This is a genomic window from Salipiger bermudensis, assembly GCF_017309175.1.
Lineage (GTDB): Bacteria > Pseudomonadota > Alphaproteobacteria > Rhodobacterales > Rhodobacteraceae > Salipiger > Salipiger bermudensis.
On record NZ_JAEKJV010000003.1, the window covers coordinates 274,807 to 290,341 of the forward strand.

The 15,535-nt window shown below is 66.5% G+C and carries 17 protein-coding genes; 7 read left to right on the forward strand and 10 right to left on the reverse strand.

The annotated features are described in order from the left end of the window. On the reverse strand, positions 1–1,146 hold the full coding sequence (locus JF542_RS06100) for an ABC transporter substrate-binding protein (protein WP_207075210.1): 1,146 nt from the start codon (positions 1,144–1,146) through the stop codon (positions 1–3). Positions 1,147–1,352: 206 nt separating this feature from the next. Here JF542_RS06100 and JF542_RS06105 point away from each other — a divergent pair, with 206 nt between their 5' ends. The 4 genes from JF542_RS06105 to JF542_RS06120 are packed head-to-tail and all read left to right on the forward strand — an operon-like array spanning position 1,353 to position 4,123. Then, positions 1,353–1,844, forward strand: coding sequence for a DUF3280 domain-containing protein (locus JF542_RS06105; RefSeq protein WP_207075129.1), 492 nt, complete (start codon positions 1,353–1,355; stop codon positions 1,842–1,844). Continuing rightward, positions 1,841–2,392: an SRPBCC family protein gene (locus tag JF542_RS06110; RefSeq protein ID WP_207075130.1), complete on the forward strand. Its 552-nt coding sequence runs from the start codon at positions 1,841–1,843 to the stop codon at positions 2,390–2,392. Before JF542_RS06105 ends, JF542_RS06110 begins: the two co-directional genes overlap by 4 nt. Beyond that, positions 2,376–3,317, forward strand: coding sequence for a YncE family protein (locus JF542_RS06115; RefSeq protein WP_207075131.1), 942 nt, complete (start codon positions 2,376–2,378; stop codon positions 3,315–3,317). The genes JF542_RS06110 and JF542_RS06115 overlap by 17 nt, the downstream gene beginning before the upstream one ends. Next, the gene (locus JF542_RS06120; protein ID WP_207075132.1) at positions 3,314–4,123 is read left to right on the forward strand and encodes a quinoprotein dehydrogenase-associated SoxYZ-like carrier; all 810 of its coding nucleotides are present in this window, start codon (positions 3,314–3,316) and stop codon (positions 4,121–4,123) included. The genes JF542_RS06115 and JF542_RS06120 overlap by 4 nt, the downstream gene beginning before the upstream one ends. Before the next feature lie 151 nt (positions 4,124–4,274). On the opposite strand, the gene JF542_RS06125 is transcribed toward JF542_RS06120, so the two are convergent. The 7 genes from JF542_RS06125 to JF542_RS06155 all read right to left on the reverse strand — a co-directional run bounded on the left by JF542_RS06125 (position 4,275) and on the right by JF542_RS06155 (position 10,570). Further along, positions 4,275–4,814 carry a PQQ-dependent catabolism-associated CXXCW motif protein gene (locus JF542_RS06125; protein ID WP_007802683.1) on the reverse strand — a complete coding sequence of 180 codons (540 nt, stop codon included), beginning with the start codon at positions 4,812–4,814 and terminating at the stop codon, positions 4,275–4,277. Further along, complete coding sequence (locus JF542_RS06130) at positions 4,811–5,662, reverse strand: substrate-binding domain-containing protein (protein WP_207075133.1); 852 nt, start codon at positions 5,660–5,662, stop codon at positions 4,811–4,813. The genes JF542_RS06125 and JF542_RS06130 overlap by 4 nt, the downstream gene beginning before the upstream one ends. Then, positions 5,643–6,176 carry a c-type cytochrome, methanol metabolism-related gene (locus JF542_RS06135; protein WP_007802679.1) on the reverse strand — a complete coding sequence of 178 codons (534 nt, stop codon included), beginning with the start codon at positions 6,174–6,176 and terminating at the stop codon, positions 5,643–5,645. Before JF542_RS06135 ends, JF542_RS06130 begins: the two co-directional genes overlap by 20 nt. 78 nt (positions 6,177–6,254) lie before the next feature. Continuing rightward, a complete protein-coding gene (locus JF542_RS06140; protein WP_007802677.1) occupies positions 6,255–8,057 on the reverse strand; it encodes a methanol/ethanol family PQQ-dependent dehydrogenase in 1,803 nt (600 codons plus the stop codon). Positions 8,058–8,206: 149 nt separating this feature from the next. After that, entirely contained in the window at positions 8,207–8,590 is a 384-nt protein-coding gene (locus tag JF542_RS06145) for a c-type cytochrome (protein WP_207075134.1), read from the reverse strand. Between the two features lie 28 nt (positions 8,591–8,618). Continuing rightward, positions 8,619–9,443, reverse strand: coding sequence for an S-formylglutathione hydrolase (fghA, locus tag JF542_RS06150; RefSeq protein WP_007802673.1), 825 nt, complete (start codon positions 9,441–9,443; stop codon positions 8,619–8,621). Next, the gene (locus JF542_RS06155; protein WP_007802671.1) at positions 9,443–10,570 is read right to left on the reverse strand and encodes an S-(hydroxymethyl)glutathione dehydrogenase/class III alcohol dehydrogenase; all 1,128 of its coding nucleotides are present in this window, start codon (positions 10,568–10,570) and stop codon (positions 9,443–9,445) included. Before JF542_RS06155 ends, fghA begins: the two co-directional genes overlap by 1 nt. Positions 10,571–10,727: 157 nt before the next feature. Between JF542_RS06155 and JF542_RS06160 the strand changes: the two genes are divergently transcribed. Continuing rightward, positions 10,728–11,342 (forward strand): hypothetical protein, encoded by a 615-nt coding sequence (locus JF542_RS06160; RefSeq protein ID WP_207075135.1) that lies wholly within the window; start codon positions 10,728–10,730, stop codon positions 11,340–11,342. A gap of 21 nt (positions 11,343–11,363) precedes the next feature. Here JF542_RS06160 and JF542_RS06165 read toward each other — a convergent pair whose 3' ends face one another. Beyond that, positions 11,364–12,032 (reverse strand): cysteine hydrolase family protein, encoded by a 669-nt coding sequence (locus tag JF542_RS06165; protein WP_007802667.1) that lies wholly within the window; start codon positions 12,030–12,032, stop codon positions 11,364–11,366. Continuing rightward, the gene (gene fabG, locus JF542_RS06170; protein WP_007802663.1) at positions 12,032–12,811 is read right to left on the reverse strand and encodes a 3-oxoacyl-ACP reductase FabG; all 780 of its coding nucleotides are present in this window, start codon (positions 12,809–12,811) and stop codon (positions 12,032–12,034) included. The genes JF542_RS06165 and fabG overlap by 1 nt, the downstream gene beginning before the upstream one ends. Before the next feature lie 186 nt (positions 12,812–12,997). Here fabG and JF542_RS06175 point away from each other — a divergent pair, with 186 nt between their 5' ends. Continuing rightward, positions 12,998–13,999, forward strand: coding sequence for a phosphotransferase enzyme family protein (locus JF542_RS06175; RefSeq protein ID WP_207075136.1), 1,002 nt, complete (start codon positions 12,998–13,000; stop codon positions 13,997–13,999). Continuing rightward, entirely contained in the window at positions 13,996–15,306 is a 1,311-nt protein-coding gene (locus tag JF542_RS06180) for an aspartate aminotransferase family protein (protein ID WP_207075137.1), read from the forward strand. Before JF542_RS06175 ends, JF542_RS06180 begins: the two co-directional genes overlap by 4 nt. The last annotated feature ends 229 nt before the right edge of the window (positions 15,307–15,535 follow it).

Sequence of the window (15,535 nt, forward strand, 5' to 3'; positions counted from 1 at the left end):
TCACTGGAATGCGGTGCAATCGGTTTCGGGCGCGTCGAGCCCCAGCGTGTCGAGCGGCGAGCGCTGGTGCAGGAAGCCTTCCTGCGGGCTGACACTCACGGTGATGCGGTCGTCATAGAGCAGGATCGGCTGGCGAAGCTGGCCGTTCCACTGTCGGAACGTCACCTTCTGGCCCTTGAAGGCCGCCAGCTCGAACGCGTCCGACAGGATGTAGTCCTCGACGACCTGCGGATCGGTCGAGGAGGTGCGCGTCACCGCCTCTCCCAGCACCCGCAGCGCGAGCCAGCTGTTGTAGTCCTCTTCCTGCACGTGGCGCCGCGTGAGCTCCTCGAAGCGGTTTTGGAACTGCGTCGCGCCCCAGGCCTCGTGGGCGGCGTGGATGGTCACCGGGCGCAGCCCGGCGCTGCCCATCACCGGGCGCGGGGTCCAGAGATGATAGGGCAGGTAGGCGGCGAAATAATCGGTGGCGTCGGCGGCGATCACCACGTCATGTGCCTCGGTGCCCTGCAGGAAGGTGGGCAATTGCCGCTGCACCAGCACGTGACCGCTGTCGGTGCGCCGCGCACCGCCGGTATCCTCGAACTCGCGCTCTTCGACGATGGTGGCGCCGAACTTGCGCGCCGCCCGGCGATAGGCCTCGGCCAGCGCCCGGTCCTCGGGGTTCGAGCCCGAGACCAGCAGCCAGCGCTTCCACTGCTTCCAGATCGCGAACTGCGCCACCGCATCGGCCTGCATCGCCACCGAGGGCGCGATGTGCAGCAGGTTCGCCCGGCACGCCTCGCCGCGCAGCGCCACCTCCGGCGCGCGAACGTTGAACACCAGCGCCCCCGCCTCCGCCGCCATGTCGCTCAGCGCCGTCACCTCGCCGGCCCGCGCGTCGAGCACGACGTAGCGGATGCCGTCGTCGAGCAGCGCCCGCATCTCCTCTGCCGCCGTTTCGGGCGCGGTGGCCACGGTCACGGTCTCGTAGGTCTGCCCCATGAACCGGCCGGTCGTGTTGTTGTCCTCGTCCGCCAGAGCCGCCCCGGCAAAGGCCAGATCCTCGGTGCGCAGATCGTAGCGCGAGATCGGCAGCAGGCTCGGGTAATCGACCCGCAGCACCGCCGCGCGGACCTCCTGCGCCTCGGCACCGGCGGCGGAAACCATCAGACATGCCGCTGCCAAGAGCGGTCCAAGCGATTTCAGCAATGTCTCCTCCCTTGCCCGTCCTCCTCTGACGGGCCCGCCTCAAACCCTGACGGTCAAAGGCTTTTCCCGAAACCGATACTTTTGGTTCGGTTGCGGTAACGAGGGTAGCGACGGCACCATGAGTTACGACTCTTAATTTCTAAGAAGTTTCCAAGAAGGATCCGATGCTGAGACCCGCGCTCCTGCTGCTTCTGGCGCTTGCCGGCCCTGCCTGGGCCGGCGAGAAGGTCGCGTTCTTCGGTATCACCTTGCTGGATTCCTCGCTGCAGACCGCCGAACTGGGCCAGGACCCGGCGGAGCTTTCGCGCATCACCATGCTGGAGGAGCTGGTGGCGGAGCGCTTTGCGGAGGGGGGTTACGAGTTGCTGGATCTCGACCCGGTGGCGGACGATCTCGATCGTATCGTCAACCCGGCCAAGTGCTATGGCTGCGATACGCGCATGGCGGCAAAGCTGGGGGCGGACTACGCGCTCGTCGGCGAGGTCCAGAAGGTCTCGAACCTGATCCTGTCGATGAACCTGCAGATGCGCGACGCATCGACGGGCGAGACGGTGAAGGGCCGCGTGGTCGACATCCGGTCGAACACCGATGACAGCTGGCGGCGGGGCATGAGCTACATACTGAAAACCGCATTCTTCAAGGAGGAGGAAGGATGAACAGACGAACCCTGCTTGCAGCGGGCGTGGCGCTTGCCATGATCCCCGCAGCCGCCATGGCCCACGGGCCGACCCGCCAGAAGATCACCGTGACCACCGAGGTCGCCGCCGAGCCCGCCGAGGTCTGGGCCGCGATCGGCGATTTCCAGGACCTGACATGGCACCCGGCGGTGGTCTCGCAAAGCGGCGAGGGCGGCAACGAGATCGACGCCACCCGCACGCTCTACCTCTCCGATCAGGGCGCCGAGGGGCCGATGATCGCCGAGGTGCTCTACAAGTATTCCGACGAGAAGATGAGCTACAGCTACCGCATCACCGAGGTCGCGGTCGAGGTGCTGCCGGTGACCAACTACTCGTCGCACCTCACGGTCATGCCGCGCGACGGCGGCGGCTCGGTGGTGGAATGGCGCGGCGCGTTCTACCGCGGCTACCCCAACAACGACCCGCCGGAAGAGCTCAACGACGAGGCCGCCGTCGCGGCGGTGACCGGCGTCTACGAGGCCGGGCTTCAGGCGCTGGTCGAGCGGTTCGGTGAGCCGTCTTCGTGATCTCGCCCTCGGGCTGAGCCTGACCCTCGCCGCGCTTCCCGCGGCGGGGGAGGTCGCCTTCGTCACCTGCCAGAATGGCGACGCGGTGAGCGTGGTCGACCTTGACACCGGCACCGAGCGCGCCCGCTGGGAGGTGCCCGGCAAACCCGCGGGCGTGGCTGTGGGCAAAGATGCGGTCTTCACCGTCTCGCCCGACAGCAAGACGGTGCGGCGGTTCTCCCTGCGTGGCGAGGTGTCCGCCTCGATTACCCTCGACGGCGGCCCGATCGGCGCCGCCTATGACGCGCGCCACGACCGGCTCTTTGTCTCCGACTGGTACAACGCCCGGCTCTGGGCGCTCGACGGCAGGACGCTGGAGGTTCAGGCAGAGCTGCCTGCCGGCGCGGCGCCCGCGGGCCTCGCGCTGTCGCACGACGGAACGCTGCTGGCCGCCGCCGAACGCGACGCCGACCGGGTCAGCCTCTACGACACCGAAACTCTCGCCCGTCTGCGCAGCGTTTCGGTCGGCACCCGGCCCTTCGGCCTCGGCTTCGCGCCCGACGGCCGGCTCTTCATCGGCAACGTCGGCAGCAACGATGTGACGGTGATCGACCCGGCCTCTGGCGAGGTGCTGGCCACGGTGCCGGTGGGCGAACGCCCCTATGGCGTGGCCTTCGCCGCCGGGCGCGCCTTCGTCACCAACCAGTACGAAAACACGCTCTCGGTCATTGCACTCGCGGATCTCTCGCCCGTCGCCACGCTGGACACCGGCGAATACCCCGAAGGCATCGCCGCAACCCACGACGGCCGCATCGCCGTGGCCAACTGGTTCGACAACACCCTGAGCGTGATCGACGCGGCCAGCCTTGAGACCGTGGCCGTGCTCGAGACCGCCGACGGCCCGCGCGCCTTCGGCGCTTTCCTGTTCGGAGGAGACCTGCCATGACCGCCCCCCTGCCCCGCCTCCTGCTCGCCGCCCTGTTGAGCCTCGCGGCACTGCCGCTGCAGGCCGGCGACGCTTGGGACAGCATCCGCACCCAGCTCTATGGCGACCGCCCCATGCTTCCCGGCGAGGGGATCATCGCGCTCGACGCGCCCTACCGCACCGACAACGACGCCCGCACGCGCATCGCCGCGCAAGTCGCGGCCCCACAGGGAGGGCAGATCGGCAAGGTGGCGGTGGTGCTGGACGAAAACCCGATGCCGGTCTCGGCCCTGTTCGAGCTGCGTCAGCCGCAGCCGCGCTTCTTCTTCGACACCACGCTCCGGATCAACGGCCCGACGCCGCTGCACGTGGTGGCCGAGATGACCGATGGCCGGCTCTTCGTGACAGAGGCCTTCGTCAAGACCTCCGGCCAGGGCGCCTGCGCCGCACCTCCCGGCACCGATCCCAAGGCCGCGCTCGCCACGCTCGGCGACATGGTGCTCTCGGTGGGTGACGGCCCTGCTGCGGACCGGCTCGCAGCGCTCTCCGAGCGGCTGCGCCGGCTCGATGTCGATATCTCTCACCCGTCGCATTCGGGGATGCAGATGGACCAGATCAGCCTGCTCTTCATCCCGATGCGCTATGTCGAAACGCTCAAGATCGAGACCGAGAGCGGCGGTTACGTCGACGTGACGGGCAGCATCTCGATGTCGGAGAATCCGCAGGTGGGCCTCTCGGTGCCGGCAGACACGCGCCGCGTGGGCGTGACGATGACCGACACGAGCGGCACCGTCACGACGGCGGAAACCGAGCTCGCGGGGTTCTGAAGGGATTTCGCCGCGCAAGCGCGTCGACCGACGCAGGGGGCGCTGCCCCCCTGGCTTCTCTTCGTCAAAAATACTCCCGCCGGAGGCAGGCCGGCTCTGGCCGCCACGCTGACCTCCGGCGAGGGCGCCCAAAAATCCGATGGGCCGGTGCTCAGGGATGACCGGAATGGGGCGTGACGCGCTCGAGCGGAAAGTCGAAGAAGCTCCAGCCATCGGTGCCTTCGGGCAGCCAGTAGACCGTCTCGTAGCCGTATTCCAGCGCGCGCTTTGCGGCGTTCCAGCTCATCCAGCAGTCGTCGAGACAGAAGAACAGCACGGGATGCGCAAGATCATCGCCGGTCGCTGCGGCGAGCCCGTCGCGAAAGTAGCGCGCCGTCACCTCGGCAATGGCACCGTATCCCACGTTGGGAAGCCAGATCGCGCCCGCGATGCTGTCGCGCGGGGTGTCGCGCCAGATCGTGCCCTCTGGCAGGTTCGCGGGCTTTGGCGCTCGCGGCAGCACGTCGATGAACGCGGTCTCGCCGGTCTCCCAGAGCGCGTGGGCCTCTTCCGGTCCGACCACCGCGGCGCCGGCCAGCGTCTCAGGGACCGGGGCGCGATAGTGGTCCATCCGGTAGCCCTCGGGCTCTGGCACCTGCGCAAGCGCGAGCGCCGGCAGCAGCCCAACCACTGCCGCCAGCGCCCGTTTCACTGCCCGACCTCGCGCAGCCCGTCGCCCATGTCGGTGACCAGCGGCACGCCGGCCTCGGCAAGGATCGCGTCGATCTCGCCCTGGTTGCGGCGGATCAGCGAATTGAGCTTGCGCTGCCAGACCTTCTCGCCCTGCCGGACCCCCATGGTGATGCGGTAGAAGAGCTTCGGAAATTCCGCCTCGTTCAGCAGCGGGATCACCTTGAGCCCGGGGTGATCGCGCTTGACCAGCGGGCCGCCGATCGGCCCCCAGATCACCGCCGCCTCGATCTCGCCAGCATCGAGATCGTTCAGCATGTTCACCGTCGGGCTGTCATACCGCCGGTCGACCACCAGCTGGTAGGGCTTGGCCTTGCCGATCAGCCCGTAGCGCGCCATGTGGTTGGCCGGTGGCGATCCCGCCACCACGCCGAGCACCCGGCCCTCGAGCCGCGGATCCGAGAGCTGCGTCACCCCGGCAAGCGCGCTCTCTTCCGGCACCACCAGCACGTAGGTCGAGACCATGTAGTGGTTGGTGTTGAGCACCAGCTCGTGGCCCTGGGCATAGCCCATCACCACATCGCACTTGCCCGCCTTCAGCGTGTTGCGGATGAAGCCGGTGGCCATCGGGTACCACTCGTAGCGCACCGGCAGTTCCAGATTCGAGGCGATCAGATCGGCCAGCGCATTTTCGTAGCCCGACCCGTCCTCCATCGACATCGGATCGTTGGCCGGATCGGCGCAAACCCTGAATGCCGTCCGGGAGACAAGATCCGAGGTTTGCGCCTCCCCCGGCCCTGCATGGGAGGCCATCAGGACCGACAGCGCGACCGCCAGGAGGCCGCGCCGGTTACGAACCCATGCAGGCATCTTCCATCTCGCTGAACGTTTCGCTCTTGGCTTCCTTCTGGGCCGGGCGTCCGCGCCCGATGGCGCCGGAGCCATGCGCCTTGAGATAGGTGTAGATGTCATCGAGATAGCACATCACGTTGGGGTTGGTGCCGAAGGCGGGCATCACCGAGTTCTCGGCCGCACCGACCTTCTGGCGGCCGTTCACCACCACGTCGACGAAATCGTAATAATCCATGTCGAGCGCCGAGTCCTTGAGCGCCGGGGCATAGGTCGATCCCTCGCCATCCGGGCCGTGGCAGACGTGGCACTCGGCGTGGTAGCGGCGGAAGCCCGAGAAGGTCGGCCAATCCACCGTGCCGTCCTCGGCCACGTTGAAGGTCGGGATGCCGTCCTCGGTGAAGTAGCGCCCGCCTTCCTCGTAATCGACCGCGATGTTCGGGTCATCCATCGAGACGGCGTCCGCGGCGGACACCACGCTTGCCGACATGGCGCAGGCGGCCGCGGCAAGAAGAAGGGTAAAGGGTCGGGTCATTGGCTATCGGTCCTGGGATCACTGGGAAGTCTGGACCGGCGGGGCGGAACACCCCGCCGGTCCTGCGATGGCTGCGGATCAGTCGGGAAGGGCGAAGACCGTCAGCTGGCCACCAAGCGCGGTGTAGTCGCTGAGGGCCGAGTAGCCGCCCACGGCGCCGAGACCGTCATTGGGGTTGGTGAGACCGGCCGCGAGGCCGATGCCGGCCCAGCCGCCGACGCCTGAGAGGATGCCGACATACTGCTTGCCGCCATGCTCGTAGGTCATCACGTTGCCGATGATGCCCGAGGGGGTCTTGAAGCGGTAGAGCTCGTCGCCGGTCTCGGAGTCCACGGCCTTGAGGTAACCCTCGAGCGTGCCGTAGAATACCACGTCACCCGCGGTGGCCAGAGCGCCCGACCAGACCGAGAACTGCTCGGGGATCGACCACTTGATCTCGCCGTTGATGTTGTCCCAGGCGATGAAGTTGCCCATGCCACCATGGCTGTCGGGCGCCGGGTACATCGCCAGCGTCGCACCCACATAGGGCTGACCGGCGGTGTAGCTCACGCGGAACGGCTCGTAATCCATGCAGACGTGGTTGGTCGGCACGTAGAAGAGCTCGGTCTTGGGCGAGTAGGAGGCCGGCTGCTGGTCCTTGGTGCCAAGCGCCGCCGGGCAGATGCCGGTCGAGTTCACGTCCTCGCCGTTCTGCTCGGTCGAGTACTCGGCCACAACCGCCGGACGGCCGTAGTTTTCCGAGGCCGGGTCCATGTCGACGCCCGTGGTCCAGTTGACCACCGGATCGAATTTCTCGGCGACCAGAAGCTCGCCCGTGATCCGGTCCATCGTGTAGGCGAGGCCGTTGCGGTCGAAATGGGTGAGAAGCTGGCGCATCTCGCCATCCATCTCCTGATCCGTGAGGATCATCTCGTTGATACCGTCGTAGTCCCACTCGTCGTGCGGGGTCATCTGGTAGAACCACTTGGCCATGCCGTCATCGGGGTCACGCGCCATCACGGTCATCGACCAGCGGTTGTCGCCCGGGCGCTGCGCCGGGTTCCAGGTCGAGGGGTTGCCGGTGCCGTAGTAGATCAGGTCGGCCTCGGGGTCATAGGAATACCAGCCCCAGGTGGTGCCGCCGCCGATCATCCACTGATCGCCTTCCCATGTGTTGGTGCCCGAGTCCGCGCCAACCGGCTCGCCGAGATGGGTGGTGTTTTCGGGATCCACGAGGATGTCCTCGTCCGGCCCCATCGAATAGGCGCGCCACTCCTGCTCGCCGGTCTCCATGTTGTAGGCCGTGACCGATCCGCGGACGCCGAACTCGCCGCCCGAGATGCCGACGATGACCTTGTCCTTCACCGGCAGAACCGTGGCGGTGTTGGTCTCGCCCTTGGACGGATCGCCGTTCACCGCTTCCCAGAGCACTTCGCCGGTTTCGCTGTCGAGCGCGACCACCTTGGTGTCGGCCTGGTGCAGGAAGATCTTGCCATCGGCATAGGCGACGCCGCGGTTCACCGTGTCGCAGCACATCACCGGGATCACGTTGGGATCCTGCTTGGGCTCGTAGCGCCACTTGATCTTGCCGTCCTCGTTGAGGTCCAGCGCGTAGACGATATTGGGGAACGGCGTGTGCACGAACATCGTGTCGCCGACCACGAGCGGCGAGCCTTCATGGCCGCGCAGCACGCCGGTCGAGAAGGTCCAGGCCACCTGCAGGTCGCCCACGTTGTCCTTGTTGATGGAGTCGAGTTCGGAGTAGCGCTGGTTCGCGTAGTCGCCCGTCTGGATCGCCCATTGCGAAGCGTCGTCCATCTGGGTCATCAGGTCTTCGTTGGCCGAGGCAAACGATGCGGCAAAAAGAGCCACGCCCGACGTCAGCAACGTCAGTGTCTTCATTTCCTTCTCCCTTGGGTGTGTCGGCGTTTCCGCCTGTTGTCCCGGGGGCAGCCGACCGACGGTCGGTGCTGCCTCGGGCTCATCCGGATCGGGCTCCTCTTCCTCCCGCCGTCACCGGAATTTCCTGTCTCTGGTGTCGAGTGTCTCCCTTACTCGGTGAACGTGGCCAAGTAGGCGATGACGTCGGCGCGCTCGTCCTCCTTGCGGAGGCCGGCGAACGACATCTTCGTGCCCTTGGCGTAGTCGCGCGGCTTCTCGAGGAAGGCCGCGAGTTCTTCTTCGGTCCAGGCGCCCTTCTCGGCGGCAAGCTCGGTCAGCGCGTCGGAATAGCCGAAGCCCTCGAGCGCCGCGATGTCGCGGCCCACGATGCCGTTCAGCTGCGGGCCGACCTTGTTCTCGGCCCCCTCCCCCACTGCATGGCAGGCGCGGCACTTGCGAAAGACCTTTTCGCCTTTCTCAGCGTCGCCTTCGGCCGAGGCAATCCCGGCCGTAAGGCTCAGCAGGCACGCCGTGGCGAGCAGTTTCTGGATCATCTTTGTCCTCCTCCCTTTCCAGGGTTCGTTACTTCAGTCGCGCGGCATGCCAGGCGACGTGATCTCCCGCGAACGTATTCACGAAGAAATACGAGTGGTCATAGCCTTCCTGCATCCGGAAGGTGGCGGGCTGACGGCGCTTGGCGATCGCCGCGGCCAGCGCCTCGGGCTTCAGCAGGTCGAGGAACTGGTCGCTCGCCCCCTGGTCCACCAGCAGGTCATCCTTCCAGCCGTGCTCCTCCAGCAGCAGCGTGGAATCGTGCTCTGCCCAGCAGCCCTCGTCATCGCCGAGATAGGCCGAGAGCTGCTTGCGCCCCCAGTCCGACTGGGTCGGGTGCGCGATCGGCGCGAAGGCCGACAGGCTGTCGAACATCGACGGGTTGCGCATCGCGATGGTCAGCGCCCCGTGTCCGCCCATCGAGTGGCCGGTGATGCCGTGTTTGCCGCCGATGCCGTCCAGCCCCTCGACGATGCCGCGCAGATCCTTGGTGATGTAGTCGTACATCTGGAAATGCGGCTTCCACGGGTCGCGCTTGGCATTGACGTAGAACCCGGCGCCCTGGCCGAGATCGTAGGCGTCGTCATCGGCCACGCCCTCGCCCCGCGGCGAGGTGTCGGGAAACACGACCGCAAGGCCGTGTTTCGCCGCGTGTTCCTGAAAGCCGCCCTTCGTCATGGCGTTCTCGTGGGTGCAGGTGAGACCCGAGAGATACCACAGAACCGGCACCGGCCCGTCCTTGGCCTGCGGCGGCATGTAGACCGCGAAGGTCATGTCACAGCCGCAGGACTCAGAGGCGTGCTTGTACACGGTCTGCGTTCCGCCGAAGCTTCGGTTTTCCGCAACAGTTTCCATCAGTATTCGACCACCGCGCGGATCGACTTGCCTTCATGCATCAGGTCGAAGCCGTGGTTGATCTCGTCGAGCGTGATCTTGTGGGTGATCATCGGGTCGATCTCGATCTTGCCGTCCATGTACCACTCGACGAACTTGGGAACGTCGGTGCGGCCCTTGGCGCCGCCGAACGCGGTGCCCTTCCAGACCCGGCCGGTAACCAGCTGGAACGGACGGGTCGAGATCTCGGCCCCAGCCGGCGCCACGCCGATGATGACCGAGACGCCCCAGCCGCGGTGCGAGCACTCGAGCGCGTCGCGCATCACCTTGACGTTGCCGGTGGCGTCGAAGCTGTAGTCCACGCCGCCGATCTGGTCGGCGCCACGCTTGGTCAGGTCGACGATGGCCTGCACGGTGCTGTCGACCTTCGACGGGTTGACGAAGTGGGTCATGCCGAACTTCTTGGCCATCTCGGCCTTGTCGTCGTTCAGGTCGACACCGATGATCATGTCGGCACCCGCCATGCGCAGGCCCTGGATCACGTTGAGGCCGATGCCGCCGAGGCCGAACACGGCCGCGGTCGAGCCGATCTCGACGCCGGCGGTGTTGATCACCGCGCCGATGCCGGTGGTGACGCCGCAGCCGATGTAGCAGATCTTGTCGAACGGTGCGTCATCGCGAACCTTGGCAAGCGCGATCTCGGGCATCACCGTGTGGTTGGCGAAGGTCGAGCAGCCCATGTAGTGGTAGATCGGCGTGCCATCGAGCATCGAGAAGCGCGTGGTGCCGTCGGGCATCAGGCCCTGGCCTTGCGTGTTGCGGATCGCGGTGCAGAGGTTGGTCTTGCCCGACAGGCAGGACGGGCACTCGCGGCACTCGGGCGTGTAAAGCGGGATCACGTGATCGCCGGGCTTCAGCGTGGTCACGCCCTCGCCCACTTCGAGCACGATGCCCGCACCCTCGTGACCGAGGATCGACGGGAACAGCCCCTCGGGGTCGGCGCCCGAGCGGGTGAATTCATCTGTGTGGCAGAGGCCAGTGGCCTTGATCTCGACGAGAACTTCGCCGGCCTTCGGGCCATCGAGGTTCACTTCCATGATTTCCAACGGTTTGCCGGCCTCCAAGGCCACGGCTGCACGGGTGCGCATGCAGACTCCCTCCTGACTTCAAATCAATACGCTCTGCGGCGATTGCCCAGAGTATGGGTGCGCTATCGCATACCGAACAATACACCCAATGGTGGGTATTCCCCGGAATGGACCTCGCCGCCACCCTGTTTCATAGTCGGTTGCGGGAGGAAAGCTGATGTACACTCATAAATGCTATGCGGTTTTTGCACTGGTCATATCCTGTGCAACGGCTGGGAATGCGGCGGATTTTTCCGACCCGACCTGGCCCTGCATCCAGCGCAAGGTCGAGCGGCTCTCGGTCGGTCTGATGTGGCCCGCGCCGCTCTCGGAGGAGGTGCTCGATCCTGCCACGAAGACCGCCGTCGACGAGCTCGCCGAGACGCTGGCGCTGCGCCGGGTCGATCTCGAGGAGGCCCGCGGCGCGGTCGCCACCTTCGCCGAGGTGCAGGGCCATGACATGGCGCTGATGGGCGCGGTGTTCGAGCGCGTCTTCGACCGGCTCTCGAACCGCCGCACCCGCATCATCAACGGCATCGGGGAATTCTCGCTCGGCCAGATCGCACTGTCGGAAAAGATCGACGGCGCCCGCGCCGAGATGGACAGCCAGATGGCACAGTCCGAGCCCGATTTCGACCGGGTCGATGCGCTCGAGGAACAGGTCGACTGGGACCAGCGCATCTTCACCGACCGGCAGAAGACCATCACCTATCTCTGCGAGACGCCGACGCTGCTCGAAAAGCGCCTCTACGCGATCTCGCAGATGCTGCAGGAGGCCGGGCAGAGCGGCTGAGCCCCCTGCCCCCGTCTTGGCTCAGGTCAGAAAGCCCTTCACCTCGTCGCTGCTCACCACGTGGCAGTAGATCATGTTGATGATCCGCAGTTCCGCCTCGTGCAGCTCGCGCGTGGCGGCGGCGCAGCAATCCTCGACCACCACGACGCCGAAGCTCTCGTCGGCAAGCGAGCGCACCGAGGACGAGATGCACTGGTCGGTGAAGATCCCCGCCACGATCACGTCGGTGATGCCCATGTTGTGCAGCACCATGCGCAGGTTGGTTCCCGTCAGCGCCGAGTCGGTGGTCTTGGTCACCACGATCTCGTCGCCCACCGGGCCGACCGCGCCGACGATCTGCGAATCCGCGCGGTCCTTGGGCAGAAGCAGGTAGTTGAAGCCCGGCTTCTTCTGGCTCAGCGAGCGGTCGCGCCCGTCTTCCTTGAGGCAGGCGATGCGGGCATGGATCACCTCGATGCCATTGTCGCGCGCCCAGCCCTGAAGCGCTGCGGTGTTGGGGATCACCGTCTCGTGCATGCGCTCGAAGAACGGCGCCCAGCGACGCGCCTCGACCGGATCGTCGGGCAGTTCGAGATAGGTGTTCTGGATGTCGATCACCAGAAGCGCCGTCTTCGGCGCCTCCAGCACGATATCCTCGGGCTCATCGGCGGTCTCGTAGTAGAACGAACGCCACGCGGTCTTCCAGCTCATCAGATCTCCTCGATTGCCTCGAGACTTTCCGGCAGGATCTGCCCGCCGTCCACCACGATCTGCTGGCCGGTGATGTAGCCGGCCTCGTCCGAGGCGAAGAACAGTGCCGCGTTGCCGATATCCTCGACCGCGCCGAGCCGCTTGAGCGGGATCGAGGCGGCCATGGTCTTGAGATAGTCCTCGCCCAGATCCTGAAGCCCTTCGGTGAAGATGTTGCCCGGCATCACCGCGTTGATCGTGGTGTTGTAGCGCGACAGCTCCATCGCGGCGGTCTTGAGGAAGCCGAGCTGGCCCGATTTCGACGCGCCGTAATGCGACCAGCCCGGGAACCCCGTGACCGGCCCGGTGATCGACGAGGTCAGCACGACGCGGCCCTTGCCGGCGGTCTCGAAGATCGGGATGCAGGCCTTCACGCAGAGAAAGCTCGACTTGAGGTTCACCTGCATGACGGTGTCCCAGTCGTCGGGCGACATGTCGACCATCTTCACCTGCGGGAAGATGCCGGCATTGGCACAGAGGATGTCGACCCCGCCGAAAGCGCCAACGGTGGCGGCGACCATCTGCTGCACCGACTCCCAGTCGGCCACGTCGGTCAGGTGATAGGTGGCGGTTCCGCCGGCGGCCTCGATCTCGGCAACCGCCAGCTTCGCCGCCTCCTCGCCGCGCGCCGCGATCATCACCTTGGCGCCCTGTGCGGCGAACACCTTGGCGATGCCTTTGCCGATCCCCTTCGATCCGCCGGTGACGATCACCGATTTCCCGGCAATGGATGTGAGCATTCCTGTGTCTCCCTGCTATGGTCACCACGCTCGCGCAGGCCGCTCCGGGCGCCCGTCCATGGTGCCGCTTTTTGTGCATCTGTCCCGAGTGAACCGCCGCTTTCTGCGCCTACACAAGCAAAAATGTTGCAAGACGCAGATTTCAAACCTAGCGAAGAAGCGACTGCAAAAGAAAAGGGCAAGGCGATGGCAGGACTTTACGAGGATGGATTTGTCGAGCGCCTGCGGCAGGGCGCGCTGTCGCTGCGGCAAGAGTGGCAGCTGAGCGCGGATTGCGACATCCGGCTTCTGACCCTGTCGGAGAACGCCACCTTCATCGCCACCGATCCCGTCCGCGCCGCGCCGATCATCCTGCGGGTGCACCGTCCGGCCTATCACAGCAAGGCCGAGATCGAATCCGAGCTGGCGTGGATCAACGCCCTGCGCGACAGCGGCGCGGTCGACACGCCGGAACCGCTTCTGGCGGCGAACGGCAGCCACATCGCCTCGTTTCAGGATGGCGACGAAATCCGCCATGTCGTCGCCTTCTCCTTCATGTCCGGCAAGGAGCCCGCCGCCGGCGAGAGCCTCGCCTCGGGCTTCGAGATCCTCGGCGCGATCTCGGCCCGGCTGCACGCGCACGCCCGTCGCTGGACCCGGCCCGAGGGTTTCACCCGCAAGACCTGGAACTTCCAGAGCGCCTTCGGCCCCGAACCGCTCTGGGGCGACTGGCGCGCGGCGCTCGGTCTCACGCAGGACCAGAAGGCGGTGCTCGAGCGGCTCTGCGAGGTGCTCGAGCGCAAGCTCGCCGCCTATGGCGAGACGCCCGACCGCTTCGGCCTTGTCCATGCCGACCTGCGGCTCGCCAACCTGCTCGAGGATGGCGACAGGCTCGGTGTGATCGACTTCGACGATTGCGGGCTGTCGTGGTATGTCTACGACTTCGCCGCCGCGATCTCGTTCCTCGAGACAGAGCCCTACATCCCGGCACTTCAGGAGGCGTGGATCAAAGGCTACCGCTCGGTCGCGGAGCTGGATGACGAACACGTGGCGATGATCCCGACCTTCATCATGTTCCGCCGTCTGCTGCTCACCGCCTGGATCGCAAGCCACGCCGAGACCGAAACCGCCGCAGAGGCCGGCCACGCCGCGTACACGCTTGGCACCGTGGCGCTGGCCGAGGCCTACCTCGCGGAGCACGGAGCATGAGCCAGATCCGCCAGATCCTCGACATGAACGCCTTCGATGCCTCGACGGGCGGAGAAGGCGCGGTGAAGCGCAGGCTCGACAATCTCGGCGCCGCCTCGGTGCTGTTCTACCGCGTGCCGATCGAGATGGTGGCCGCGAAAGGCGCGTGGATGGAGGCGCGCGACGGCACGCGGTATCTCGATTTCTACAACAACGTGCCGTCGGTCGGGCACTCCCATCCCGAGGTGGTCGCAGCGGTAAGCGCGCAAGTGGCCAAGCTCAACACCAACACCCGCTATCTCGTCGAGATCGTGGACGATTACCTCGAGGCGCTGAAGACCAAGCTGCATGGCCAGCTGTCCAACGTGGTGATGACCTGCTCGGGCAGCGAGGCCAACGACCTCGCCATCCGCGTCGCCCGCGCGGTCAGCGGCAAGACCGGCGTCATCGTCACCGAAACCGCCTATCACGGCAACACCGCGCTGGTGACCGAGGTTTCGCCCTCGGCGCTCAAGCGCAGCCCGCTGCCCGACCACGTGGTCACCGTACCCGCTCCGGGGGCCGCGGCTTACGGAGACGACATCGCGAACGGCTTCCGCGCGGCGGTGGTTGCGGCGATGGAGACGCTGGAGACGCGCGGCCACGGCACGGCAGCGTTCCTCGCGGATTCGATCTTTTCCTCCGATGGCATCTTCGCGGACCCGGCGGGCTTCCTGCTGCCGGCGGTGCAGGCGGTGCAGGAGGCCGGCGGGCTCTATATCGCCGACGAGGTGCAGCCGGGCTTTGGCCGCAGCGGCGATGCGTTCTGGGGCTATGAGCGTCACGGCATTGCCCCCGACATCGTCACCATGGGCAAGCCGATGGGCAACGGTTTCCCGATGGCCGGCATGGCGGCACGTCCCGAGCATCTCGCGGCCTTCTGCGAGGATGTGGGCTATTTCAACACTTTCGGCGGCAACCCGGTGGCCGCCGCCGCCGGACTGGCCGTCCTGCGCGTGATCGCCGAGGAGGGCCTGCAGGAGAACGCGCTGCGCGTCGGCGCGCATCTCAAGGCGGGGCTCTCGGAGGTCGCCGCGGGCTCGGACCGGGTGACGGAGGTGCGCGGCGCGGGGCTGTTCCTCGGCGTCGATCTCGGAGCGGAAGACGGCTCGGGTGCGCCGGATGCGGGCTACACCGTGCAGGTCATCGACCGGATGCGCGCCGCGGGCGTGCTGATCGGGGCCGCCGGGCGCTTTGGCGCCACCTTGAAGGTGCGCCCGCCGCTCTGCCTCAACATGGCCGAGGCGGATCGCTTTATCGAGGCCTTCGCGGGGGCGGTGAAGGGCTGATTTGCCTCCGGCATTGGCCGCGTCCGCCCAGTACCGCCGGAGCGCGAAGCTCCCCGCGCGGAATCAAGGCCGCGCGATCGCCGGCCCGCCCCCCGGGCTGGCGATATGGTGAAATCATCAATTCGCTTCGAGGTCCTTCGGACGTGCCCGGATAAATCAAGGGACTCCAAGCTTTGAGCGCCACCCCGCGGGCCGGCCACCGCGCGGCTTCCCCCTCAGGAGCGGCGCC

Excerpts from the sequence above, each read along its gene's own strand:
- JF542_RS06100 (WP_207075210.1), bottom strand. The coding sequence starts at position 1,146 with ATGGTTTCCGCCGCCGGTGCCGAGGCGCAGGAGGTCCGCGCGGCGGTG.
- JF542_RS06165 (WP_007802667.1), bottom strand. The coding sequence starts at position 12,032 with ATGAGCTGGAAGACCGCGTGGCGTTCGTTCTACTACGAGACCGCCGAT.
- JF542_RS06140 (WP_007802677.1), bottom strand. The coding sequence starts at position 8,057 with ATGAAGACACTGACGTTGCTGACGTCGGGCGTGGCTCTTTTTGCCGCA.
- JF542_RS06110 (WP_207075130.1), top strand. The coding sequence starts at position 1,841 with ATGAACAGACGAACCCTGCTTGCAGCGGGCGTGGCGCTTGCCATGATC.
- JF542_RS06105 (WP_207075129.1), top strand. The coding sequence starts at position 1,353 with ATGCTGAGACCCGCGCTCCTGCTGCTTCTGGCGCTTGCCGGCCCTGCC.
- JF542_RS06160 (WP_207075135.1), top strand. The coding sequence starts at position 10,728 with ATGTACACTCATAAATGCTATGCGGTTTTTGCACTGGTCATATCCTGT.
- fghA (WP_007802673.1), bottom strand. The coding sequence starts at position 9,443 with ATGGAAACTGTTGCGGAAAACCGAAGCTTCGGCGGAACGCAGACCGTG.
- JF542_RS06180 (WP_207075137.1), top strand. The coding sequence starts at position 13,996 with ATGAGCCAGATCCGCCAGATCCTCGACATGAACGCCTTCGATGCCTCG.
- JF542_RS06130 (WP_207075133.1), bottom strand. The coding sequence starts at position 5,662 with ATGCCTGCATGGGTTCGTAACCGGCGCGGCCTCCTGGCGGTCGCGCTG.
- JF542_RS06145 (WP_207075134.1), bottom strand. The coding sequence starts at position 8,590 with ATGATCCAGAAACTGCTCGCCACGGCGTGCCTGCTGAGCCTTACGGCC.
- JF542_RS06120 (WP_207075132.1), top strand. The coding sequence starts at position 3,314 with ATGACCGCCCCCCTGCCCCGCCTCCTGCTCGCCGCCCTGTTGAGCCTC.
- JF542_RS06155 (WP_007802671.1), bottom strand. The coding sequence starts at position 10,570 with ATGCGCACCCGTGCAGCCGTGGCCTTGGAGGCCGGCAAACCGTTGGAA.
- fabG (WP_007802663.1), bottom strand. The coding sequence starts at position 12,811 with ATGCTCACATCCATTGCCGGGAAATCGGTGATCGTCACCGGCGGATCG.
- JF542_RS06175 (WP_207075136.1), top strand. The coding sequence starts at position 12,998 with ATGGCAGGACTTTACGAGGATGGATTTGTCGAGCGCCTGCGGCAGGGC.
- JF542_RS06135 (WP_007802679.1), bottom strand. The coding sequence starts at position 6,176 with ATGACCCGACCCTTTACCCTTCTTCTTGCCGCGGCCGCCTGCGCCATG.